The sequence below is a fragment of the Polaromonas naphthalenivorans CJ2 genome (genome assembly GCF_000015505.1).
GTDB lineage: Bacteria > Pseudomonadota > Gammaproteobacteria > Burkholderiales > Burkholderiaceae_C > Polaromonas > Polaromonas naphthalenivorans.
The window spans coordinates 3,350,583-3,371,924 of record NC_008781.1; the positions used below are offsets into that span (position 1 = coordinate 3,350,583).

At 62.5% G+C, this 21,342-nt stretch carries 20 protein-coding genes; 8 read left to right on the plus strand and 12 right to left on the minus strand.

Features of this window, described 5'->3' with window-relative positions:
* Positions 1-81: 81 nt before the first annotated feature.
* Both PNAP_RS15765 and PNAP_RS15770 read left to right on the plus strand, forming a co-directional pair.
* A complete protein-coding gene (locus PNAP_RS15765; protein WP_011802523.1) occupies positions 82-1,227 on the plus strand; it encodes an alpha-hydroxy acid oxidase in 1,146 nt (381 codons plus the stop codon).
* A 47-nt stretch (positions 1,228-1,274) separates the two neighbouring features.
* Positions 1,275-1,847 carry a hypothetical protein gene (locus PNAP_RS15770; protein ID WP_011802524.1) on the plus strand — a complete coding sequence of 191 codons (573 nt, stop codon included), beginning with the start codon at positions 1,275-1,277 and terminating at the stop codon, positions 1,845-1,847.
* A 121-nt stretch (positions 1,848-1,968) separates the two neighbouring features.
* Here PNAP_RS15770 and PNAP_RS15775 read toward each other — a convergent pair whose 3' ends face one another.
* The 3 genes from PNAP_RS15775 to PNAP_RS15785 form a co-directional block, all read right to left on the minus strand.
* Positions 1,969-2,886 (minus strand): c-type cytochrome, encoded by a 918-nt coding sequence (locus PNAP_RS15775; protein WP_011802525.1) that lies wholly within the window; start codon positions 2,884-2,886, stop codon positions 1,969-1,971.
* Positions 2,887-3,068: 182 nt separating this feature from the next.
* Positions 3,069-3,890 carry an alpha/beta fold hydrolase gene (locus PNAP_RS15780; protein WP_011802526.1) on the minus strand — a complete coding sequence of 274 codons (822 nt, stop codon included), beginning with the start codon at positions 3,888-3,890 and terminating at the stop codon, positions 3,069-3,071.
* Positions 3,891-4,025: 135 nt separating this feature from the next.
* The gene (locus PNAP_RS15785) at positions 4,026-4,838 is read right to left on the minus strand and encodes an SPFH domain-containing protein (RefSeq protein ID WP_011802527.1); all 813 of its coding nucleotides are present in this window, start codon (positions 4,836-4,838) and stop codon (positions 4,026-4,028) included.
* Positions 4,839-4,961: 123 nt separating this feature from the next.
* Here PNAP_RS15785 and PNAP_RS15790 point away from each other — a divergent pair, with 123 nt between their 5' ends.
* The 5 genes from PNAP_RS15790 to PNAP_RS15810 all read left to right on the plus strand — a co-directional run bounded on the left by PNAP_RS15790 (position 4,962) and on the right by PNAP_RS15810 (position 9,842).
* Positions 4,962-6,257 (plus strand): DNA polymerase Y family protein, encoded by a 1,296-nt coding sequence (locus PNAP_RS15790; RefSeq protein WP_011802528.1) that lies wholly within the window; start codon positions 4,962-4,964, stop codon positions 6,255-6,257.
* Positions 6,258-6,475: 218 nt separating this feature from the next.
* Positions 6,476-7,645 carry a sensor histidine kinase gene (locus tag PNAP_RS15795; RefSeq protein ID WP_011802529.1) on the plus strand — a complete coding sequence of 390 codons (1,170 nt, stop codon included), beginning with the start codon at positions 6,476-6,478 and terminating at the stop codon, positions 7,643-7,645.
* Positions 7,646-7,774: 129 nt separating this feature from the next.
* Positions 7,775-8,695 (plus strand): DUF3034 family protein, encoded by a 921-nt coding sequence (locus PNAP_RS15800; RefSeq protein WP_041377350.1) that lies wholly within the window; start codon positions 7,775-7,777, stop codon positions 8,693-8,695.
* Positions 8,696-8,729: 34 nt separating this feature from the next.
* Entirely contained in the window at positions 8,730-9,173 is a 444-nt protein-coding gene (locus tag PNAP_RS15805) for a group I truncated hemoglobin (protein WP_011802531.1), read from the plus strand.
* A gap of 12 nt (positions 9,174-9,185) precedes the next feature.
* Positions 9,186-9,842, plus strand: a complete 657-nt coding sequence (locus PNAP_RS15810) for a cupredoxin domain-containing protein (protein WP_011802532.1) — start codon at positions 9,186-9,188, stop codon at positions 9,840-9,842.
* 57 nt (positions 9,843-9,899) lie between these two features.
* On the opposite strand, the gene queF is transcribed toward PNAP_RS15810, so the two are convergent.
* The 5 genes from queF to PNAP_RS15835 all read right to left on the minus strand — a co-directional run bounded on the left by queF (position 9,900) and on the right by PNAP_RS15835 (position 14,697).
* Complete coding sequence (queF, locus tag PNAP_RS15815; protein ID WP_011802533.1) at positions 9,900-10,745, minus strand: NADPH-dependent 7-cyano-7-deazaguanine reductase QueF; 846 nt, start codon at positions 10,743-10,745, stop codon at positions 9,900-9,902.
* Between the two features lie 16 nt (positions 10,746-10,761).
* Positions 10,762-11,670: an alpha/beta fold hydrolase gene (locus tag PNAP_RS15820; protein WP_011802534.1), complete on the minus strand. Its 909-nt coding sequence runs from the start codon at positions 11,668-11,670 to the stop codon at positions 10,762-10,764.
* Positions 11,671-11,746: 76 nt separating this feature from the next.
* Positions 11,747-12,523, minus strand: a complete 777-nt coding sequence (yaaA, locus tag PNAP_RS15825) for a peroxide stress protein YaaA (RefSeq protein WP_011802535.1) — start codon at positions 12,521-12,523, stop codon at positions 11,747-11,749.
* Positions 12,524-12,617: 94 nt separating this feature from the next.
* Positions 12,618-13,505, minus strand: coding sequence for a type IV pili methyl-accepting chemotaxis transducer N-terminal domain-containing protein (locus tag PNAP_RS15830; protein ID WP_011802536.1), 888 nt, complete (start codon positions 13,503-13,505; stop codon positions 12,618-12,620).
* A gap of 319 nt (positions 13,506-13,824) precedes the next feature.
* A complete protein-coding gene (locus PNAP_RS15835) occupies positions 13,825-14,697 on the minus strand; it encodes a type IV pili methyl-accepting chemotaxis transducer N-terminal domain-containing protein (RefSeq protein WP_011802537.1) in 873 nt (290 codons plus the stop codon).
* 209 nt (positions 14,698-14,906) lie between these two features.
* Between PNAP_RS15835 and PNAP_RS15840 the strand changes: the two genes are divergently transcribed.
* Positions 14,907-17,825 carry a valine--tRNA ligase gene (locus PNAP_RS15840; RefSeq protein ID WP_049763773.1) on the plus strand — a complete coding sequence of 973 codons (2,919 nt, stop codon included), beginning with the start codon at positions 14,907-14,909 and terminating at the stop codon, positions 17,823-17,825.
* A gap of 48 nt (positions 17,826-17,873) precedes the next feature.
* Here PNAP_RS15840 and PNAP_RS15845 read toward each other — a convergent pair whose 3' ends face one another.
* The 4 genes from PNAP_RS15845 to PNAP_RS15860 all read right to left on the minus strand — a co-directional run bounded on the left by PNAP_RS15845 (position 17,874) and on the right by PNAP_RS15860 (position 21,276).
* Positions 17,874-18,107, minus strand: a complete 234-nt coding sequence (locus tag PNAP_RS15845) for a sulfurtransferase TusA family protein (RefSeq protein ID WP_011802539.1) — start codon at positions 18,105-18,107, stop codon at positions 17,874-17,876.
* A 71-nt stretch (positions 18,108-18,178) separates the two neighbouring features.
* Positions 18,179-18,712 carry an NUDIX hydrolase gene (locus PNAP_RS15850; protein WP_011802540.1) on the minus strand — a complete coding sequence of 178 codons (534 nt, stop codon included), beginning with the start codon at positions 18,710-18,712 and terminating at the stop codon, positions 18,179-18,181.
* A gap of 93 nt (positions 18,713-18,805) precedes the next feature.
* On the minus strand, positions 18,806-19,708 hold the full coding sequence (cysM, locus tag PNAP_RS15855) for a cysteine synthase CysM (RefSeq protein WP_011802541.1): 903 nt from the start codon (positions 19,706-19,708) through the stop codon (positions 18,806-18,808).
* Positions 19,709-19,851: 143 nt separating this feature from the next.
* Positions 19,852-21,276, minus strand: a complete 1,425-nt coding sequence (locus PNAP_RS15860) for an RNA-guided endonuclease InsQ/TnpB family protein (RefSeq protein WP_011802542.1) — start codon at positions 21,274-21,276, stop codon at positions 19,852-19,854.
* Positions 21,277-21,342 lie beyond the last annotated feature (66 nt).

Below are 21,342 nucleotides of genomic sequence, written 5' to 3' on the forward strand. Positions count from 1 at the left end.
GAAATAAATTTCTCCCCTGAAAAATTTATTCACTCGCCAGGAACGCTCAAACCGCTAGCATCAGGCGCTTCAGGAGACAACATGACCGTGATCACCACCATTGAAGACCTGCGCGTGATGGCGCAAAAACGCGTTCCGCGCATGTTCTACGACTACGCCGATTCCGGCTCGTGGACCGAAAGCACCTACCGCGCCAACGAGGCCGATTTCCAGACCATCAAGCTGCGCCAGCGCGTCGCCGTGAACATGGAAAACCGCTCGACGGCCACCAAAATGGTCGGCGTCGATGTGAAGATGCCGGTGGCGATTGCACCCGTGGGCCTGACGGGCATGCAGCATGCCGACGGCGAGATCAAGGCGGCCAGGGCGGCTGAAAAATTCGGCATTCCCTTCATCCTCTCGACCATGAGCATCTGCTCCATCGAGGACATCGCGGCCAGCACGCAGCGGCCTTTCTGGTTCCAGCTCTACATGATGCGCGACCGCGAAGCCATGGCCGCCATGATCGGGCGCGCCCGCAAGGCCGGCTGCGACGCGCTGGTGCTGACGCTGGACCTGCAGGTGATCGGCCAGCGCCACAAGGACCTGAAGAACGGCCTGACAGCGCCCCCCAAACCGACGCTGGCCAACATCATCAACCTCATGACCAAGCCGCGCTGGTGCTTAGGGATGGCCGGCACGCGCCGCCACACCTTTGGCAACCTGGTCGGCCACGTCAAGGGCGTGAGCGACATGAATTCGCTGTCGGCCTGGACCAACGAGCAGTTCGACCCGCGCCTGTCGTGGGCCGACGTGGCCTGGGTCAAGGAACAATGGGGCGGCAAGCTGATCCTCAAGGGCATCCAGGATGTGGAAGACGCCCGGCTCGCCGTGCAAAGCGGTGCCGACGCCCTCGTGGTGAGCAACCACGGCGGCCGCCAGCTCGACGGCGCGCAGTCCAGCATCACCGCCCTGCCCGCCATCGTCGAAGCCGTGGGTTCGGAGATTGAAGTGTGGATGGACGGCGGCATCCGCTCCGGCCAGGACGTGCTCAAGGCCTGGGCGCTGGGCGCGCGCGGCACCCTGATTGGCCGGGCCATGGTCTATGGCCTGGGCGCCATGGGCGAGGCCGGCGTGACCAAGGCGCTGCAGATCATCCACAAGGAACTCGACATCACCATGGCGTTTTGCGGCCGCACCCAAATCGGCGCGGTGGACAAAAGCATTTTGCTGCCAGGAACCTATTGATTCCGTTTGCGTCCTCTTCACCATGAATCAACTCACCGGGAGCCGTCATGCAATTTTTCACCCTTTGGCGCTGCCTGGCCTGTGCCTTGGTGGCCGGTGGATTGACCTTCAGCGGCTTCGCGGGGGCCTGGGAGCTGGCCGGAACGCAGACCATCCGGTTGCACGGGCGCGACGGCCAGATCATTCCTGTGGGCACGGTGCGTTTTGAACCACGGGGTGAGCAAGTGGTGTTCACGCTCAAGATGGACCCCACCCGCCTGAAGGACTTTTTCCTCTCCATGCGTGAATTCAAGTGTGTCGAAGGGATGGGTGAAGTCATGTGCCATGTGCCTTACCCGTATGCGCACCCGGCCACCGTGAGCATGACGGATTTCGCATGGCTGGAGCACTCGCTGTTGTTCTTCTACAAGCAGCCCCGAGACTTTGGGGCGAAGTTATGGAATGGCGTGTATTACCAGCTAAGCCGGACAGAACGCGGGCTGGAAGGAAAGCCGCAGGCGGTGGACTTGAACCAGATCGGCGTACCGCCAGAGAATCTTGCAGTTCCCCCTTTTACGCCCGCAGAGCGCGGTGATGTGCCTGCGGGATTGCGCTGGTTCGATAGACTCACGATTGAGTAGCGGCCTCAAAGCCAGCCCTGCATCGAATGCGCCGGCAACCGGCTTGATTGGCCTGATGTGAAGACACATTGCAAATTTGGCAAATTTCCTGCGCAGACTGCTTTTGCTTTGAGCCTGCGCCCTAGCGCTGCCCGAACGGCCGGGCCGGCACGGTCTTCAAGTACGCATACACCGCCTGCGCATCGACATCGTTGAGCTGGCGCAGCGACTCGAAGGGCATCACCGTGATGGCCGTGCCGTCGGGGCGCTTGCCGCTGCGCAGCATGGCGACAAACTTCCCGGCATCCGGGTAGCGGGCCAGCGCACTGCCCTGGCCGGGCGTCAGGTTGGCGGCCGCTGCCCAGTCGGGCGGCGTGCCGGGAATCTTGCCGCCGGACAGGCCGGGGCCATGGCAGCCGATGCACATGTTGGCGACGTAGGCGCCGTGCTCGGCATTCACTGCGGCGGGAATCGGCTGCGACGGAGGCAGGGAATGGTCAATCTTCTGCGCCGCATCCTGGATCGCGTCATAGCCGTACATCAGCCTGACCGGCAGCGACAGTTCCACCACCGCCGCGCGTCCCTTGGCCGGCGGCAGGCTTTTGGCATAAGCCACCACTGCGGCGAGGTCGTCATCGGTCAGGCGGTTGTAGTCTTCGCTGGGCATGATGAATACCGGATGGCCATTGGGCTTGACGCCATGGCGCACGGTGCGCTCCCAGTCTTCGGGCGTGTAGCGCGCCACCACGCTGCCTTCGCCCGGCGAGATGTTGGGCGCGGCGATGCGCAGCCCCTTGCCGTCGTTGATGAACTCGCGTCCGGCGCCGTTGCTGCCATGGCATTCGGCGCAGCCGCGCGAATTGAACAGGTACTTGCCGCGCTCAAGCGTGGCTGCATCGGGCGCGGCCACCGCCGTTGCCCAGGTGACCGGCTGAAGATTCAGCCTGACCTGGCGCTGGCTCTTGCGCTCGGCCAGTTGCGTACCCACCACGGCCGCCGCCGCTGCCACCACCACCAGCGCGGCAAGCGCGCCCAATGTCCACTTGACCCATCGTTTCATGACGTACTCCCTTGGCTGTCCATCGCCGCCATTCACCCCATGGGCAGCGAGACTGCCTGGGGGAACAAGGAAATATTCTGGACTTCGGGCTTTGGGCTGTCAGCAGCGGTTTACACACGGACACCACTGTTTACCTGCAGCACGACACCTGACGCAGCGGCGGGTCCGCCGCGTTAATCGCATCAATCGCGCAGAAAATCGATCAGGTCATCGCTCAGCCGGTCCTTGTGCGTGACCTGCACGCCGTGCGGCGCGCCGTCGTACTCGATCAGCCTGGCATTGGCGATGCCTTTGGCGGCGGCGCGCCCGGACGCGTCAATCGGCACGGTGTTGTCCTCATTTCCATGAATGATCAGCGTCGGAACCTTGAACGCCGCCAGGTCAGGCCGGAAGTCGGTCGTGGCAAAGGACTTGGCGCATTCCAGCGTGGCCTTCAGGCTGGCCTGCATCGCCATGCTGCGCGCCCAGTCGATGACTTCGTCACTGGCCGGGTGCGACATCAGGCTGACACCAAAAAATTCCCTGAAAAACGTGGCGAAAAATTGCGCCCGGTCGTCCTTCATGGCCTGAAGCATCTCGACGAAAACGCCCTGGTCGGTGCCTTCCGGGTTGTCGTCGGTCTGACGCATGTAAGGCACCACCGAGGAGATCAGCGCGGCTTTGGACACCGAGCGTCCGGCGTGGCGCGACATGTAGCGCGCCACCTCGCCGCCGCCCATCGAAAAGCCGACCAGCGCCGCGTCCTGCACGCCGGTTTGCGTGATCACGGCGGCCAGGTCATCGGTCAGGGTGTTGTAGTCATAGCCCGTCCAGGGCTGTGAAGAGCGGCCAAATCCGCGCCGGTCATAGGCAATGGCACGAAAGCCCGCCTCGGCAATGGCCATGGCCTGGTCGTCCCAGCTGTCCGATGACAGCGGCCAGCCATGAAGCAGAATCACCGGTGGGCCGCTGCCCCAGTCCTTGACATAGAGTTGGGTGCCGTCGCCGGCAGTCACGTAGTGCATGGCGGGGTGCTTTCATGAATTGATTGAACCATTCAGTCTTCACCCCGCCCGGCGGAACTTCTGTCGGCTTGTGGCGTGCGGGCCTGTAAGCCGCCGGGCTATCGGGTGATCGGGATTGGCTGGCACCCGCTCAGGCTACTTGGCGTTCACGATGCCCTTGAAGTCGTAGGGCACGACGATGGTGTGGACCTTGCCGGCGGCCACGCCTTCGGCGATCTTCAGGTTGGCCATGGCATTCATGTAGCCGATGGCGCCGGCATTGGCGTTCAGCGCGGCGATGCGCTCGGCCTCTTTTTTGGCGGTCTGGACCTCGACTTCCTTGGTTTTCAGCTCGTTTTGCGCCCGCACCAGCTCGTTGGCGCTGTTGACGATCACATCGGCCGGCGTGATGGCGCGCACCTGGATTTGCGACACGGTGATCTTGTCGGCCAGCTTTTCCTCGGTCAGCGTCTTGATGACGTTCTCGCGGATTTTCTGCTCGATCAACGGCCGGTTGTCGGCCATCTTCAGGGATTCGTATTCGCGCGCCACCTTGTAGGCGGCATTGCGCGCGCTCAGCGCCACATAGTTCTGCATCAGCAAAATGTCGCCGCCTTTTTCGGAAATGCCGTGAAACGTCCGGTTCTTGGTGGTCCACAACTCGGAAACCGCCGTCGGGTTGACGTTATAGACGACGGTCATGTCAAAGTCCTTGACCGTCGAGTTGTCCGAGGCCAGCGGCGTCATGTTGTCCACCGCCACCGCCACATCCTGGATCTTGAAGGTCACGATGTCGCCGATCAGGGTCTGGTTGAACGAGCCCGGCAGGCGCTCGGTCGGGTCCGTCGTCTTGTCGAAATTGATGCGCAAGCCGACCTCGCCGGTTTCAATCCGGGTGCAGCCGGCAGCCAGCACCAGCGACACGGCCGACAGCGCCGGCATCAGCCGGGCGGCAAGGCGTTTGGGCATCCATTTCCTGGGGTCAATCCTGTGCGGCACGGGCATTCCTTTTTTAAATTTTTGATGCCGCAAACCGGCATGCAGGGAGTTTACGCAAGACCTGCGACGGGCAAGGCCGCTATGCTTGCATAGGTGAGCACACCCTTCCCGCCCGGCACGCCCAGCCCCGGCCCGTCAGCCGGCGGCGACATCCGCCGCATTGCCCATCTCGACATGGATGCATTCTTTGCGTCGGTCGAGCTGCTGCGCTATCCGCAGCTCAAGGGCCTGCCGGTGGTGATTGGCGGCGGGCGGCGCACGGTCGATGAGGCGCTGCTGGCCAGCCACGGCGAGCGGGCACTGCGTTTCATTCCGGTGGCCGAATTTCCGCTGCTCAAGGATTACGTCGGCCGGGGCGTCATCACCACCGCAACCTATGCGGCGCGGCAGTTCGGCATCGGTTCGGCCATGGGCATGATGAAAGCGGCCAAGCTGTGCCCGCAGGCCATCGTGCTGCCGGTGGATTTTGACGAGATTCGCCGCTTCTCGCGCCTGTTCAAGAGCACGATTGCCGAGGTCGCGCCGCTGATGCAGGACCGGGGCATCGACGAGGTGTACATCGACTTCACCGGCGTTCCCGGCGGCCAGCGCGAAGGCGGCCGGGCGCTGGCGCGGCTGATCCAGCGGGCAATTTTCGAGAAGACCGGCCTCACCTGCTCCATCGGCGTGGCGCCCAACAAGCTGCTGGCCAAGATGGCCAGCGAATTCAACAAACCCAACGGCATTTCGATTGTCCGCGAGGCCGATCTGCAAACCCTGATCTGGCCGCTCAACGTGCGCAAGATCAACGGCATCGGCCCCAAGGCGGGCGAAAAACTGGCGCGCCTTGGCATCCAGACCATCGGCGAACTCGCGGCGCTGGACCGGCAGTTTTTGATCAGCCAGTTCGGCAAGGCGACGGGCGCCTGGATGCATGAGGTCGCTTGGGGCCGCGACGACAGCCCGGTCGTGACTGAGAGCGAGCCGGTCAGCATGAGCCGCGAAACCACCTTCGAGCGCGACCTGCACGCGGTGCGCGACAAGGCCGAACTGGGCGCGATCTTCACCCGGCTGTGCGAGCAGGTGGCCGCCGACCTGCAGCGCAAGGGCTATGTCGCCAGGACCATCGGCATCAAGCTGCGCTATGACGATTTCAGGATCGCGACACGCGACCAGACGGCGCCGGCCTATACCGATGACGCGCGAACCATCCGCAAGCTGGCCGGCCTGTGCCTCAAGCGCGTGCCGCTGGAGCAAAGGCTGCGTCTGCTCGGCGTGCGCGCCAGCGCGCTGGTCAAGGCGGGCGAAGCCCCAGTTCATGAACAAAATTGGCCTTCTGCGCAATCAGGACGGGCGCAGACAGCTCCTGAAAGCATAGCAAGCTACCCACTCTTTCCGTCCTGGAGCTAGCGCAACCGGCCCGGCCGGAACGAAAGCTTCCTCTACATTTTCAGCCGGAACCGCGCCGAAGTTGCTAGGCTATTGATAGCTATTCAAGCCCGTTCCTATTGCGCAAAATGCCTGTTTGATGCCTTAAATTCATTCGTCTGACAGGCTTGGCGCCTGGGCGTGCGTCAGCACAACGAGCGTAGCGCTAATGTAGAGTGGATATCCCACCAAGGAATCACATGAAAAGCATCTGGGAGCGCGTCAAAGCCGAAAGCGAAAGAAAGCATTCCGAGCGTGTGCTGCTCCACCGGGCCATTGCATCGAGCCAGAACGGAATCACCATTGGACAGGCGAGCGATGGCGAGTTTCCCCTGGTCTATGCCAACCCGGCGTTTTATCGCATGACCGGCTATGAGCCCCAGGATGTGATCGGAAACGATTGCCGGTTTCTCCAGGGCGGCCTGACAACGCAGCCGGGGCTGCAGACCCTTCGCACAGCAATAGCCAACGGCGTGGAGTCCACCGTGCTGCTGCGCAACTTTCGCAAGGACGGCACCGGGTTCTGGAACGAGTTGACGGTGTCGCCGGTGCTCAACGACAGCGGGACGCTGACGCACTATGTGGGCATCCAGCACGATGTCACCGGACGCGAGAATGACGCCCGGGCCATCGCCGCGCTGAATGAAGCCATCGCCCAGCGAAGCGAAGAGCTGGAGCTGACCAATGAAAGCCTGCGTGCCTTCTCGGCTTCGGCCTCGCACGACCTGCGCGCTCCGCTGGCCTCCATCAAGGGCTTTTGCGCCATGCTGAGGAAATCAGCCGACTTGCCGCATGGCAGCCGTTCAGCGCATTACATGGCGCGCATCGAGGCCAACGCCGACCGCATGGGGCAGCTCATCGAGTCCATGCTGGAACTGGCGCAATCCACGTCAAGCATGCTCAACGTATGCAGCTGCGACCTTTCCATGATGGCGCAGGAAGTGCTGGACGCCATTCGCACCACCTCGCCCGAACTGGAGACACAGGTGCATGTCGAACCCGGCCTGGTGGCTCGGGGCGACCCGTCGCTGGTGCATTCGGTGCTGCAGAACCTTCTGGGCAATGCCCTCAAATACTCCTCAAGAACACCGGGCGCCACGGTTCACTTTGGCCGCGAGCCCGGCGAAACTGGCAAGGCCCGGTTTTTTGTGCGCGACAACGGTGCGGGATTTGACATGAAAAACGCCAGCACCCTGTTTGGCGCCTTCCAGCGCTTTCATTCGGAGAGCGAATTTCCCGGCACCGGGGTCGGGCTGGCCACCGTGCACCGCATCGTGACCCGCCATGGCGGCATGGTGTCCGCCGAGTCCGCGCCGGGCCAAGGCGCGGTTTTCTACTTCACGCTGGAGGCTCCTGGCGCAGCAAATTGAGTTGATTCGCCGCAGGCGTGGGGCAGCCTGAAAATAGTTGAATCCAGTCAGGTTCGTGCAACGTATCAAGAATTCACATGTACTTACATCTGAATCTTTTTTCAACACAAACCCTATGACTGGATGGCCATGAAGACCCGACTCGCACTTCCCCTGATAGCGGCCTGCGCCGCGCTGCTGGGCGCCGGCGCCCACGCCGACACTGGCAAACTGCTGCTGACCGGCGGCGTCAGCACGATTGAAGGCGCCGCCGGCGGCGGCCTGACGCCCTGGGCGGTGATTGGCAGCAATGCGACCGAGGGCGAAGTGGGCGGCTCGGCCTACGTGACGACTGTGGGCACCAAAGACTATGGGCTCAACATCTACGGCGCGGCCATCGGCATTCACGACCGCTACGAGTTGTCGATTGCGCAGCAGGACTTCAACACGCGCGGCACCGGCACGGCGCTGGGCCTGCCGGGGCTGCACCTGAAGCAGACCATCGTCGGCGCCAAGGTGCGGGTGCTGGGCGATGCGGTGCTCGACAGCGACACGCTGGTGCCGCAAGTGGCCGTGGGCGTGCAGTTCAAGCAGCTCGGCTCGACCGGGCTGGACGCCACGCTCGATGCGCTGGGCGCCAAGCGCCACGGGACCGATTTCTACGTCAGCGCCACCAAGCTGCTGCTGGGCCAGAGCCTGCTGCTCAACGGCACCCTGCGCGCAACCAAGGCCAACCAGAACGGTTTGCTGGGTTTTGGCGCCACGCTGGGCGGCAATGAAGACAGCTACCGGCTGCAGCCCGAGCTGTCGCTGGCTTATCTGGTCAGCAAAAACATTGCCGTGGGCGCCGAATACCGCTTCATGGGCAACCGGCTGGAAAACGCCGGGCGCGCGGCCGGGCTGGGCGACGGCCTGCGCGCGAGCGACTGGAAGGACGTGTTCATCGCCTGGGCACCGAACAAGAACCTGTCACTGACGCTGGCCTATGTCGATCTGGGCGTCATCGTGCCGGCCACCACCGCCAGCCGCAAGCAGACCGGCTACTACCTGTCGGCCCAGGTCGCTTTTTAAACCCATGCCAGCACATCCCAATCAAGGAAAAACCGTGAAAAAAACCATCCTCTCTTTCGCGCTGGCCGCTGCCGGCTTGCTGATGGCTGGCACGTCCAGCGCCCAGACCCTGCCCATGAACGACCAGCTGTACAAGGCCTTCGGCGAAAAACCCGGCCTGGTGACGCTGATGGACGACTTCATGACGCGCCTGCTGGCGGACCCGCGCACCGGCCCGCACTTCAAGCCGGCCAACCAGCAGCAGGTCAAGGAGCAGCTGGTCGAGCAGTTCTGCGCGCTGGGCGGCGGACCCTGCGTGTACAAGGGCGCCGACATGAAGACCGCGCATGCCGAGCTGGACATCAAGAAATCGGACTTTCATGCGCTGGTCGAGGTGCTGCAGCTCAGCATGGACGCCAGGGGCATTCCCTTTCGCCAGCAAAACGAAATGCTCGCCCTGCTGGCGCCCATGCACCGCGACGTCATCACCGTGCGTTAAGCGAGGAAGCGCATGAAAAAATTACTGCTCTCCAGCGCCCTGATGGCCGCGTGCGCAGGCGCCTTTGCCGGCAGCCTGGTCGTCTCCGTGGTGGACAAGGAAGGCAAGCCGGTGCCGAATGCGGTGGTGGTCGTGCTGCCGGACAACAAGTCGGTGCTGCCCAAAACGCCGCTGCCGGTGCAGGCCACCATCACCCAGGAAAAAATGCAGTTCATGCCGGGCGTCACCCTGGTGCCGGTGGGCGCAAAACTCAGTTTCATCAACAACGATCCGTGGGACCACCATGTGCGCTCATCGCCTGCCGGCATGGGCCAGTTCAATGCGTCAAAAGCCGGCTTTGAACTGCGGCTGGAAGGCAAATCAGACGGCAAGGCGCCCAAGGCCGTGGACGTCACGCTCGACAAGGCGGGCGCCCTGAGCGCCACGCTGCTGGGCTGCTTCATTCACGGCTCGATGCGCGGCTATGTCTATGCGAGCGAATCGCCGTGGGCCGCCAAAACCACAGCCGACGGCCTGGCAATGTTTGACGACCTGCCCGACGGCCCGGCCCAGGTCCGGGTCTGGCAGGCCGACCAGTTGCTGGACCTGCCGGTGCAAACCCATACCGTCACGGCCTCCCCCGGCAGAATAAGCGTGCAACTGAGCGTGGTGCCGCGCCGCCGGGTCTGAAAAAGCCGGGCGCGCTGGATGCGGTGCCAGTGCTGCCGAGCCGGATGGCTGGCCCGTTTATTGCCGTGCCATGCGGATATTGGGCGGAATCGCCTGCGGGTGGCTGGTGCGAAACGGGTTGATGTCGAGCCCGCCACGGCGCGTGTAGCGGGCGTACACCGTCAGCTTGACCGGCTTGCAGCGCGTCCAGAGGTCCATGAAGATGCGCTCGACGCATTGCTCGTGAAACTCGTTGTGGTTGCGAAAGCTGACGATGTACTGCAGCAGGCCTTCCTGGTTGATCTGCGGGCCGCTGTAGGCGATGCGCACGCTGCCCCAGTCGGGCTGGCCGGTGACCAGGCAGTTGCTTTTCAGCAGGTTGCTGGTCAGCACTTCACTGACCGGCGGTTCATCGAACACGGCGCTCAGCAGATCGGGCGCGGGCGTGTAGCGGCTGCATTCCACATCGAGCCGGTCCAGGCTCAGGCCGTCGAGTTCGGCCACGTCCTCGCGGTCGAACATCTCGGGCAGCAGCAGCTTGACGCCCACCGTCGAGGCCTGCGGCGCGCCGCGCCAGGCGGCCTCGCTGATGTCGGCTCGAAGCCGCGCCTGCACTTCAGCCGCGTCTGGAAAGCGGGTGTTGTTGAAGCTGTTCAGGTAGAGCTTGAAGGACTTGCTTTCAATGATGTTGGGCGTCTCGCAGGGCACGATGAACTGCGCCAGCGCCACCTGCGGCTTGCCGCGCAGGTTGAGCCAGCTGAGCTCGAACGCGGTCCACAGGTCGGCGCCAAAAAAGATCGGCGTGGCGCCAACACCCATCTCAAGCCGCTTGGCCAGGCGCGGAATCGGAAACAGCAGCGAGGCGTCGTACTGATCCACATAGGCAGACGATTTGCCCAGTTCGGAATGTTCAGGGGTGTTCATTTTTTCAGTTCCAATTTCATTTCCTGGAAGGGGCGGATGCGAAGTGCGGAATCAGCAAGGCCAGCAGGCGCTCGACCACGCCGGGCGGCAAGTCGTGGCCCATGCCGTCAATGCCGGCCAGTGTTGCGCCCGGAATGCGCCGGGCGGTGTCTTCGCCGCAAGCCAGCGGCACCAGCGGGTCGGCCTTGCCATGCACCACCAGCGTCGGCACCGTGATGCCGGCCAGCTCATCGGCGCGCGTGCGGTCGGCCAGAACGGCGACCATCTGCCGCAAGATGCCGACCGGATAAAAGCTGCGACTGGCCGCAGTTCCCACGAGGTTCCGCCACTCGGCATCGCTCATGGAAAAACCGGGGCTGCCAATGGTCTTGAAGACCCGGACCGAATGCTCGATGGCCGCGTCCAGGCCCTTGCCGGGGCGGCTCATCAGCACGCGGGTGACTTCAGGGCTGGCCTCGGGCAGGCCGCGCGCGCCGCTCGAACTCATGATGCTGCTCAAGCTCAACACCCGCGCGGGCGCCAGCAGGGCCAGGCGCTGCGCGATCATGCCGCCCATGCTGGCGCCGACCACATGCGCCCGGTCGATGTGCAGCGCATCGAGCACGCCCAGCGCATCCAGCGCCATGTCGTGCAGGCTGTAAGGCGGCTTGATGCGCCAGCCGAGCCGGTATTTAAGCCCCGCCCAGAGCACTTTGGGCTTGCCCAGCGCATCGAAATGCTGGCTCAGCCCGGCATCGCGGTTGTCGAAGCGCACGACCCGGTAGCCGGCATCGACAAGCGCCTGCACCATGGCGGTCGGCCAGGCAATCAGCTGCATGCCCAGACCCATGATGAGCAGCACGACCGGGCGCGGCCGGCCCTGCGCATCGAAGGCCGGGCCGCTGTCCTCGACTTCGATGTCGATGCCGTTTGCTCTAATTTTCATAGCTGCTTGCGCATATGTGGCGTGCGCTAGATGGTTTATTGATCAAAATTTACCGGCAGCGGCCGTTCGCGCAGGCTCAAGCGCCCTGCCCGCGCCTGAACACCAGCCGGTCCACCGCCGAGGCGCTAGCATCGAAGCAATAGCCTTCCGCCTCAAAACCCTTGAGCTTTTCCACCGTTGCCAGCCTATTTTCAATAGCGTAGCGCACCATCAGGCCGCGTGCGCGCTTGGCCATGAAGCTGATGATCTTGTATTTGTCGCCGCGCCACTCCTCGAACACGCAGGTCACGACGCGCGCCTTCAGCACCTTGCGGCTGACCGACTTGAAATACTCTTCGCTGGCCAGGTTGACGATGACGGGCGACACATCGGTGGCCGCGCGTTCATTCAGGTAGTCGGCAATCTGTGCGCCCCAGAACTGGTACAGGTTTTTGCCGCGCCCGGTCACCAGCGCCGTGCCCATTTCGAGCCGGTAAGGCTGCATCCAGTCGAGCGGGCGCAGCACGCCGTACAGGCCGCTCAGGATGCACAAATGGTCTTGCGCCCAGGCCAGTTGCGCCTCGCCCAGGGTCTTGGCGTCCAGCCCGGCATAGACATCGCCATTGAAGGCGAGCACGGCCTGTTTGGAATTGTGGGCGGTGAATGCCGGCGACCAGGCTTCGTAGCGCGCCACGTTCAGGCCGGCCAGCGCATCCGACAGCTTCATCAGGCTGCTGATTTCCTGCGGCGATTTGGCTTTCAGCACCGCGATCAGTTCGGCCGACTGGCGCTTGAACAGCGGCTGGGTGTGAGCGGCCACATGGGCCGGGGTGGCGTAGTCGAGCGACTTGGCGGGCGAGAGTAAAAACAGCATAAAAATAGGGGCCTTTAGCCCCTTATTTTCGCTGATTCATTGCAGCGCTTGGCAGGCAGCCGGCAGGCGCCGGATGCAGCCTGGCGAGCGGCGCTCAGGATGCCGGATACAGCCCGGCAAACCGGATTTCGTTGTAGGACACCGTTCCCAGCAGTTCCCTGAGCGCGGTCTCGTACAGGCCGGTCAGGTTGTCCATGACTTCCAGGATGCGCTCGCTGGTGGTGGCCACATTGCGGCGTGCAACCAGTTTTTCCCTGGCGTTCAAGCCGATGTCGTACACCACCCACTGAAGGCGTACCTGCGCCAGGCCCTGCTTGATGGCGGGGGTTGAGACCGGTGCCGCTTCCAGCGAATCCAGCGCCAGGACAAATTCAGAACGCGCCGTGTCCAACTGCTTGCGCATGGCCTCCGCATCCACGCCGGCTTCCGCCAGCATGAAGGACTTGGCCATTCTTTGCGACAGCATGCGCTGGCGGCCGGCAATGTTGACGATTCTTGCGCTGCCTTTGGTCCGGCTCTCTATCGCCGCTGTCAGGCGCTCCGCACTGGCCAGCATCTGGTCGGCAGCCTTGTTGGCCTCGGAAAGCCGGCTGGCTGCGGGCGCACCCGCCACCAGGCCCGCCAGACGGTCGGCGTCTGCCTGGCACACGGCCAGCAAACCCGCCGTTTCAGCGGAAAATCCTGCACGTCCAAGTTCATTCAAGTAAGTCTTGACAATGCGCTGCGCTGTCGTCAACACATCCTGCGACTGTTCGGGCTCCACACCAAGGACCAGTTGCGCATACGCCTTGACCGTGCGCTGGGACAAGGCGCGCAGACGGCCCGCGCGGTTGATGGCCGTGGAGATCGCCAGGGGCTGCTGCGCCCATGCCGAGGCAGAAAAACCAAAACCATACAACAACGCCCCGGAGGACACGCAAGCCTTTAGCGCAAGACGGCGCGCAGGATAGGGAAGCTGGGAATTCCTGGGGTGCAAAGACATAAAAATATTTCTTGTTAAAAAATGTATCTTGAAAAAACCGAGGCCAGTGTAGAGCTTGAAAATCGTCAGAGTGCCTGGGTATCCACTCTTGATTTCAATCAGCAATATCGGGAAGAAAGGCCGCACTGAGCCCGGTTGATTCAAGACACGACCAGGGCGCCGCTACGCCCGGCTGGGTGTGCATCGCAGCATGCGGCAGGGCTTCGCAGTCGAGCGAATTGGCGGGCGAAAGTAAAAAAGCATAAAAAAATAGGGGCCTTGAGCCCCTTGTTTTCACCCCTGCCTGTTGAGCAGGCTTCCCCTTCCTGATAGCCGCCGGCTACAGCGCCGCGTACTGGACGGCCGGGTAGGCCATGCTGCCCAGCAGTTCCTTGAGCGCGGCGTCGTACCCGCTGGTCAGGTTGTCCATGATCTCCAGCATGCGTTCGCTGGTGGTGGCGACATCGCGGCGCGCCGTGGCCCTGCCCTTGCCATCGAGCGCGCTTTGGTAAAACATCCATTGCGTGCGCGCCTGCTGCAAATCCTGCTTGATGGAAGCGGTGGAAACCGGCGCCGCTTCCAGGGCGCCCAGCCCGGCGGTGAACTCACCGCGCGCCGTGTCCAGCTGCTTGCGCAGGGGCGCCGCATCCTGGCCGGCTTCGATCAGCATGAAGGACTTGGCCATTCTTTGCGACAGCATGCGCTGGCGGCCTGCGATATTGACGATTTTTGCGCTGGACTTGCCACGATTTTCCAGCGCCCCGGTCAGGCGGTCGGCGCTGGCCAGCAGCTGTTCGGCGGCCTTGTTGACATCAGCGAGCCGGGCGGCTGCGGGCGCGCCGGCCACCAGGCCCGACAGGCGCCCGGCGTCGGCGACGCACACGTTCAGCAGACCGGCCATGTCGGCGGAAAATCCGGCGCGGCCCAACTCCGTCAGGTTGGTCTTGACAATGCCCAGCGCGGTCGCCATCACATTTTGCGCACGGTCGGGCATCACGTCGAGCACCATCTCCGCATAGGCCTTGGCGATGCGCTGGGACAAGGCGCGCAGGCGGCCCGCGCGGTTGATGGCCGTGGACAGCGCCAGCGGCTGCTGCGCCCATGCCGGCGCGTCAAAGCCGAAAGCGCACAGCAACACGCCGGAGGCGCAGGCTTTGATCGCCAGGCGACGTGGAAGATGAGGCAGGTTGCGATTCCTGGGATGCGAGGCCATAAAAAATAATCCTTGTTGAAAACCCGTGAAATTGTAGGGCGTCAAGCCGGCCAGGCTTTATTGGATAACCCGCTTTTGATCAGGGACAGATATGTGCGCGCGAGGCTGGGAACACGGCAAGAGCGCATCCGTCGAATAAAATCAGGCTTGCTCCAACACCCCATTCAACCCAAGGCGGCATCTGTGCGATGCCGTTTTTCATTGCCCCCATGACTGAAGCTGCCACCCCCACACCGCCCAACCCTGCCACCGACACCGCCCCGGCCATCCCTTCCACGCCGGGGCTGGACAGCCTGGCCAAGTCGTTCGAGCCGGCCGACATCGAGCGCCACTGGGGTCCGCTGTGGGAGCAAAGCGGCCAGTACGAGCCGACGCTGGACGAATCGAAGCCGTCGTTTGCCATCCAGCTGCCGCCGCCCAACGTCACCGGCACGCTGCACATGGGCCATGCGTTCAACCAGACCATCATGGATTCGCTGACGCGCTACCACCGCATGAAAGGCGACAACACGCTGTGGGTTCCGGGCACCGACCACGCCGGCATCGCCACGCAGATCGTCGTCGAGCGCAAGCTGCAGGGCGAAGAAGGCAAAACCCGCCACGACATGGGCGCCACGCCTGCCGAAGCGCGCAAGAATTTTGTCGCCAAGGTCTGGGAATGGAAGGAAGAGTCCGGCTCGACCATCACGCGCCAGATGCGCCGCATGGGCGATTCGGTGTCGTGGAAGCATGAATACTTCACCATGGACCCGAAGATGTCCAAGGTGGTCACCTCGACCTTCGTGCAGCTCTACGAGCAGGGCCTGATCTACCGGGGCAAGCGGCTGGTCAACTGGGATCCGATTTTGAAATCGGCCGTGTCCGACCTGGAAGTCGAGAGCGAGGAAGAAGACGGTTTCATGTGGCACATCCGCTACCCGCTGGCCGATGGCTCGGGCGACATCACCGTCGCCACGACGCGCCCCGAAACCATGCTGGGCGACGTGGCGGTGATGGTGCATCCGGAAGACGAGCGCTACATGCATTTGATCGGCAAGGAAGTTGTCTTGCCGCTGTGCAACCGCAACATTCCGGTGATTGCCGACGACTACGTGGACAAGGAATTCGGCACCGGCGTGGTCAAGGTCACGCCCGCGCACGACACCAACGACTATGCCGTTGGCCAGCGCCACAAGCTGCCGATCATCGGCGTGCTGACGCTCGACGCCGCGATCAACGACAACGCGCCCGAGAAATACCGGGGCCTGGACCGCTTCGTCGCCCGCAAGGCCGTCGTGGCCGACCTGGAAGCCGCTGGCTTTCTGGTCGAAGTGAAAAAGCACAAGCTCATGGTGCCGCGCTGCACCCGCACCGGCCAGGTCATCGAGCCGATGCTGACCGACCAGTGGTTTGTCGCCGTGAACAAGGTGTCGGAGCAAGACCCTACGGCCAAGTCCATCGCGCAAAAAGCGATTGACGCGGTGGACAGCGGCGCGGTGAAGTTCGTTCCCGAGCAGTGGGTCAACACCTACAACCAGTGGATGGGCAACATCCAGGACTGGTGCATCTCGCGCCAGCTCTGGTGGGGCCACCAGATTCCGGCGTGGTACGACGAGGACGGCCAGGTCTATGTCGCCACCGACGAGGCCGCCGCGCAGGCCCAGGCGCCCGGCAAAACGCTGCGCCGCGATGAAGACGTGCTCGACACCTGGTATTCATCGGCGCTGGTGCCCTTCTCCTCGCTCGGCTGGCCCGAGAAGACCAAGGAACTGGACCTGTTTTTGCCGTCCAGCGTGCTGGTCACCGGTTACGACATCATCTTTTTCTGGGTCGCCCGGATGATCATGATGACCACGCACTTCACCGGCCAGGTGCCGTTCAGGCATGTCTATATTCACGGCCTGGTGAAGGATGCGCAGGGCAAGAAGATGAGCAAGTCCGAAGGCAATGTGCTCGACCCGGTCGATTTGATCGACGGCATCGAACTCGCGCCATTGCTCGACAAGCGCTCACAGGGCCTGCGCAAGCCTGAAACCGCGCCGCAGGTGCGCAAGAACACCGAAAAGGAATTCCCCGCCGGCATTCCCGGCTACGGCGCCGATGCGCTGCGCTTTACCTTTGCGTCGCTGGCCAGCCTGGGCCGCAGCATCAACTTCGACAGCAAGCGCTGCGAAGGTTACCGCAACTTCTGCAACAAGCTCTGGAACGCCACGCGCTTCACGCTGATGAACTGCGAAGGCCAGGATTGCGGCCTCAATGAACACAGCAAGGAACAATGCGCGCCCGGCAGCGAGTTTGAAAACTATCTTGATTTCTCGCAGGCCGACCGCTGGATTGCCTCGACCATGCAGCGCGTCGAGCTGGACGTGGCCAAGGGCTTTGCCGAGTACCGCCTGGACAACGTGGCCGGCAGCATCTACCAATTCATCTGGGACGAGTTCTGCGACTGGTACCTGGAAATCGCCAAGGTGCAGATCCAGCAAGGCAACGACGCGCAAAAACGCGCCACGCGCCGCACGCTGATCCGCACGCTCGAAGGCATCCTGCGGCTGGCGCACCCCCTGATTCCGTTCATCACCGAGGAACTCTGGCAAAAGGTCGCGCCCGTGGCCGGCAAGGCTGGCCCCTTCATCGGACTAGCCGCCTATCCGCAAAGCCAGCCCGAAAAGATCGACCCGCAGGCCGAAGCGCATGTCGCCAAGCTCAAGACGCTGGTCGATGCCTGCCGCAACCTGCGCGGCGAAATGAAGGTCTCGCCAGCCACCCGCTTGCCATTGCTGGTCGTGGGCGATGACGACTTCATCAACGCCGTGTCGCCAGTGCTCAAATCGCTGGCCAAGCTCAGTGAAGTCAAGCTGTTCGCCACCGAAGCTGAATGGGTCGCCGCCGCCGAAGCCGCACCCGTGGCCGTGGTCGGCGATGCGCGCGTCTGCCTCTACATGGAAGTCGATGTGGCGGCGGAAAAAGCGCGCCTGGGCAAGGAAGCCACGCGGCTTGAGGGCGAGCTGGTCAAGGTGCAGGCCAAGCTGGCCAACGAGACCTTCGTCGCCAAGGTGCCGCCCGCCGTGCTGGAGCAGGAACGCAAGCGGCTGACGGAATTCACGGCGACGCTGGAGAAACTCAGGGAGCAGTTGGCGCGCCTGAAATAAGCCGCTGGATTTGGCCGGGCTCCGCGTCCTGCGGAGCCCGGCAAGCGGCTACTCCGTGCGCCGCTTCAGCACATGAATGAAGTCGCTGCCCACCGTTTGCTGCTCCACCAGTTCATTTTTCGTCTGCTTGGCAAACGCCTGGAAGTCGCGGATAGAACCGGCATCGGTCGAAACCACGCGCAGCAACTGGCCGCCCGTCATGTCGGCGAGCGCTTTCTTGGCCTTCAAGATGGGCAGCGGACAGTTCAGGCCGCGCGTGTCGAGTTCTTTGTCGATGTTCATGGGTTTCCTTGGGATTGCTGCTATTTTAGGCAGCAAAACGCAGCGTCAGCCACGCCTGGCCGCGAGCGCATTCAGTGCGGGTTTTCGCCCCAGGGCATGAATTCCGGCACATGGCCGCGCACGCGCAGCCAATCCGCCAATGCGTAGCCGGTGCCGGCCGGCCAGCACTTGAGCTTGTCAAAGTCATACAGCTTGAATTCCGCCAGCTCAGGCGACAGCCTGACCTCTCCGGTGCAAACCGCATGGTAGGCAATGATGATCTGGTTCATGCGCTGAAAGTCATACACGCCAATCAGGTCCAGCGATGCCGTGTCCAGATTGGTTTCTTCCTTGATCTCGCGTGCAATGCCGTCCTGCGGGGTTTCGCCCGCCTCCATGAAGCCGGTGATGAGAGCAAACATCCGGCCCTCCCACGCTGCATTGCGCGCCAGCAGAATCTGGCCTTCATATTCGACAACCGCCGCCAGCACCGGCGTCGGGTTGTTCCAGTGGGTGAAGTCGCAAGCCGGGCAGCGCAGCCGCGATTTCTCGCCGCTGTCTTCCATTTCCGAGCGCATGGCCAGCGGCGTCGCGCAGTTCGGGCAAAACCTGAATTCATGGGTCATGGCTGGCAGGCGATTAATCGCTATTATTTTTATAGCTGTACATGCCCGTGCAGCATGCGCATATGGCCAATTTCGTTATGAAAAATGCCAAAATCATGCCGGAAACACGCCGGTGGACAGGTAGCGGTCGCCCCGGTCGCAGACGACGAACACGATCACGGCGTCTTGCACCGTCTTGGCAATCTCCTGCGCCACCCAGCAGGCGCCGGCCGCCGAGATGCCGGCAAAAATGCCTTCCTCGCGCGCCATCCGGCGGCACATGTCCTCGGCGTCCAGCTGGCTGACGAGCACCAGTTCATCGACCGCGCTGGGGTCGTAAATCTTCGGCAAGTATTCCTGCGGCCATTTGCGGATGCCCGGAATGCGCGAGCCTTCGCTGGGCTGCGCGCCGATGATCTGGATGGCGGGGTTTTGCTCTTTCAGGTAACGCGACACGCCGGTGATCGTTCCGGTGGTGCCCATGGCGCTGACGAAATGCGTGATTTTTCCAAAGGTATCGGTCCATATTTCAGGGCCGGTGGTTTCATAGTGAATGCGCGGATTGTCCGGGTTGGCAAACTGGTCCAGTACCCTGCCCTTGCCTTCTTGCTGCATCCTGTCGGCCAGGTCGCGGCAATACTCCATGCCGGCGCTCTTGGGCGTCAGGATCAGCTCGGCGCCAAAGGCCTTCATGGTCTGGGCACGCTCGATGCTCAAGTCTTCCGGCATGATCAGGATCATGCGGTAGCCCTTGATCGCGGCGGCCATGGCCAGCGCGATGCCGGTGTTGCCCGAGGTCGCCTCGATCAGCGTGTCACCCGGCTTGATGTCGCCGCGCTCCTCGGCGCGCCGGATCATGGAAAGCGCCGGTCTGTCCTTGACCGAGCCGGCCGGGTTGTTGCCTTCGAGCTTGGCAAGGAGGATGTTGCCGCGCGCGGCGTTGTCGGCAGCGGCGATGCGCTGCAGGGCGACCAGCGGTGTCTTTCCGACCGCATCTTCAATAGTTTGGAATTTCATGGGTGACACTGTGCCAGAATTTCGCTTTTGCCTTTATTGCCCGCGTCTTAAATTGGCAGACGCAGGGGAGTGAACTTACCCACGACCAAACGCCTTGGGCGCTGCAGTCGGGGCATCCCGCCTTACGGCACGGGCTTTCTGCTTCACAGCATCGTGCGCGGGGTTCCTGGCGCAAGGCCAGAAGCCGCGTCTTGTAAATGCTCCACAGACACACCGGGTCGCACCGACCCTGAATTTGTTCTTCGCTTGACAGCGACACGCTTCTTGGCTTTTGGCGGCGTTTCAAGTTCGCCCGAGCGCAACAGCGTTACCCCGCGCGCGGCAATATTTGTCGCGGCATTGAGGTCTGCATGCTGCGCGTAGCCACAGCGTTGACAGAGAAACGCGGCGCCATGCCGGTTTTCTGGATGAGTGTGCCCGCAAAGGGAACACTCCTGACTTGAATGATGGGGACGAACGAAGCCAACCAGAACATTGCGCCGCGCCGCCTTGTACTGGGTCATCACCCTGATACGGCCCCAGGCCGAAGATAAAATTGAACGGTTCAGTCCTGCCTTGGCTGCCCTGCCGTTGCGAAGCCACCGACCGGAATTGTCTTGTTTGGCCTTGGGCCTTCGAGTCATGTTCTGGATTTTTAGATCCTCGAAAACAATCAGTTTGGCCCCCGAATCGCTCAGTGCCAGGCTCGTCTTGTGCGCGAAGTCGCGCAGAACCTCGGCCTTGTAGCCGTATTTTCGTGCAACGCGCGCGGCCGCTTTGCGACGATTGGCCGAACCTTTTTTCGTGCGCGCCAGGCGCTTTTGCTGACGCTTGGCGCCACGCGCCTTGCGCGCAATACGCTCAAGCATGACCGCTTCAGGCAAGAAAAAGTCGCCACGGCTGGTGGCAACACAGTTGTCAGCGACGTTACGGTCAATGCCAAGCGTGAGCGCCGCCACTTCTTTTTCTCCCAGCAAGCCGAGTTCATAAGCAAGTTCGTGCGGCTCGCGGAGCAATTGGCTGTCCTTGCCAGCGTTCTCCACAGTATCCACCGATTGCTCGTAGCTGAAGCTGACAAACCAGCGCCCGGCCGATTCGCGCAGGGTGATCATCTTCGGATGACCAAAAGGCCGGTGCGCATTGAAGTGCAGCCTCCCCACCGGAAACTTGGCGGTACCAAGAATGAGGCGTCCATCTTCGGTGAACTCGAACAGATCGCTGCACAGCATGACGGAGTTGAAGTCGCGCTGGCTGCGCTTTCTTGGCGCTTTGGCCAATCCCTTGAGCTGGCGCTGCTTGGTATTGAACCAGCGGTAGGTGCCTTCGCGAAGCACCTGACTGGGCACGTCGCTAAGCCAGGGCGTTAGATGGTCGTCCTTGAACTGGGCATAAAGCCGATCGAGTGGCGTGCGAATCACGGCGTCCGCATCTTCTCGAAGCATCATTCGGCGCTGCGCGACAAAGAGCCGGTCTTCTTCGACCTTGGCGTTGAAAATGTGACGCTGACAACCAATCCATCGGCGCAGCGTTGCAGCTTGCTGAGGATTGGGGAGTGCCAAAAAACGCACGCCGGATTGAAAGCTGGACATGCGCACAGTATATTTTTTGAGCTTGAACTCGTGAGTTCCGAAGGCCTGCCAGCAATGTATAATTTG

Bases quoted from the DNA above. Each gene is read 5' to 3' on its own strand.
- PNAP_RS15850 (WP_011802540.1), bottom strand. From the start codon at position 18,712: ATGACCCATGAATTCAGGTTTTGCCCGAACTGCGCGACGCCGCTGGCC.
- cysM (WP_011802541.1), bottom strand. From the start codon at position 19,708: ATGAAATTCCAAACTATTGAAGATGCGGTCGGAAAGACACCGCTGGTC.
- PNAP_RS15840 (WP_049763773.1), top strand. From the start codon at position 14,907: ATGACTGAAGCTGCCACCCCCACACCGCCCAACCCTGCCACCGACACC.
- PNAP_RS15775 (WP_011802525.1), bottom strand. From the start codon at position 2,886: ATGAAACGATGGGTCAAGTGGACATTGGGCGCGCTTGCCGCGCTGGTG.
- queF (WP_011802533.1), bottom strand. From the start codon at position 10,745: ATGAACACCCCTGAACATTCCGAACTGGGCAAATCGTCTGCCTATGTG.
- PNAP_RS15780 (WP_011802526.1), bottom strand. From the start codon at position 3,890: ATGCACTACGTGACTGCCGGCGACGGCACCCAACTCTATGTCAAGGAC.
- PNAP_RS15810 (WP_011802532.1), top strand. From the start codon at position 9,186: ATGAAAAAATTACTGCTCTCCAGCGCCCTGATGGCCGCGTGCGCAGGC.
- PNAP_RS15835 (WP_011802537.1), bottom strand. From the start codon at position 14,697: ATGGCCTCGCATCCCAGGAATCGCAACCTGCCTCATCTTCCACGTCGC.
- PNAP_RS15795 (WP_011802529.1), top strand. From the start codon at position 6,476: ATGAAAAGCATCTGGGAGCGCGTCAAAGCCGAAAGCGAAAGAAAGCAT.
- yaaA (WP_011802535.1), bottom strand. From the start codon at position 12,523: ATGCTGTTTTTACTCTCGCCCGCCAAGTCGCTCGACTACGCCACCCCG.
- PNAP_RS15845 (WP_011802539.1), bottom strand. From the start codon at position 18,107: ATGAACATCGACAAAGAACTCGACACGCGCGGCCTGAACTGTCCGCTG.
- PNAP_RS15820 (WP_011802534.1), bottom strand. From the start codon at position 11,670: ATGAAAATTAGAGCAAACGGCATCGACATCGAAGTCGAGGACAGCGGC.
- PNAP_RS15770 (WP_011802524.1), top strand. From the start codon at position 1,275: ATGCAATTTTTCACCCTTTGGCGCTGCCTGGCCTGTGCCTTGGTGGCC.
- PNAP_RS15785 (WP_011802527.1), bottom strand. From the start codon at position 4,838: ATGCCCAAACGCCTTGCCGCCCGGCTGATGCCGGCGCTGTCGGCCGTG.
- PNAP_RS15860 (WP_011802542.1), bottom strand. From the start codon at position 21,276: ATGTCCAGCTTTCAATCCGGCGTGCGTTTTTTGGCACTCCCCAATCCT.
- PNAP_RS15830 (WP_011802536.1), bottom strand. From the start codon at position 13,505: ATGTCTTTGCACCCCAGGAATTCCCAGCTTCCCTATCCTGCGCGCCGT.
- PNAP_RS15765 (WP_011802523.1), top strand. From the start codon at position 82: ATGACCGTGATCACCACCATTGAAGACCTGCGCGTGATGGCGCAAAAA.
- PNAP_RS15800 (WP_041377350.1), top strand. From the start codon at position 7,775: ATGAAGACCCGACTCGCACTTCCCCTGATAGCGGCCTGCGCCGCGCTG.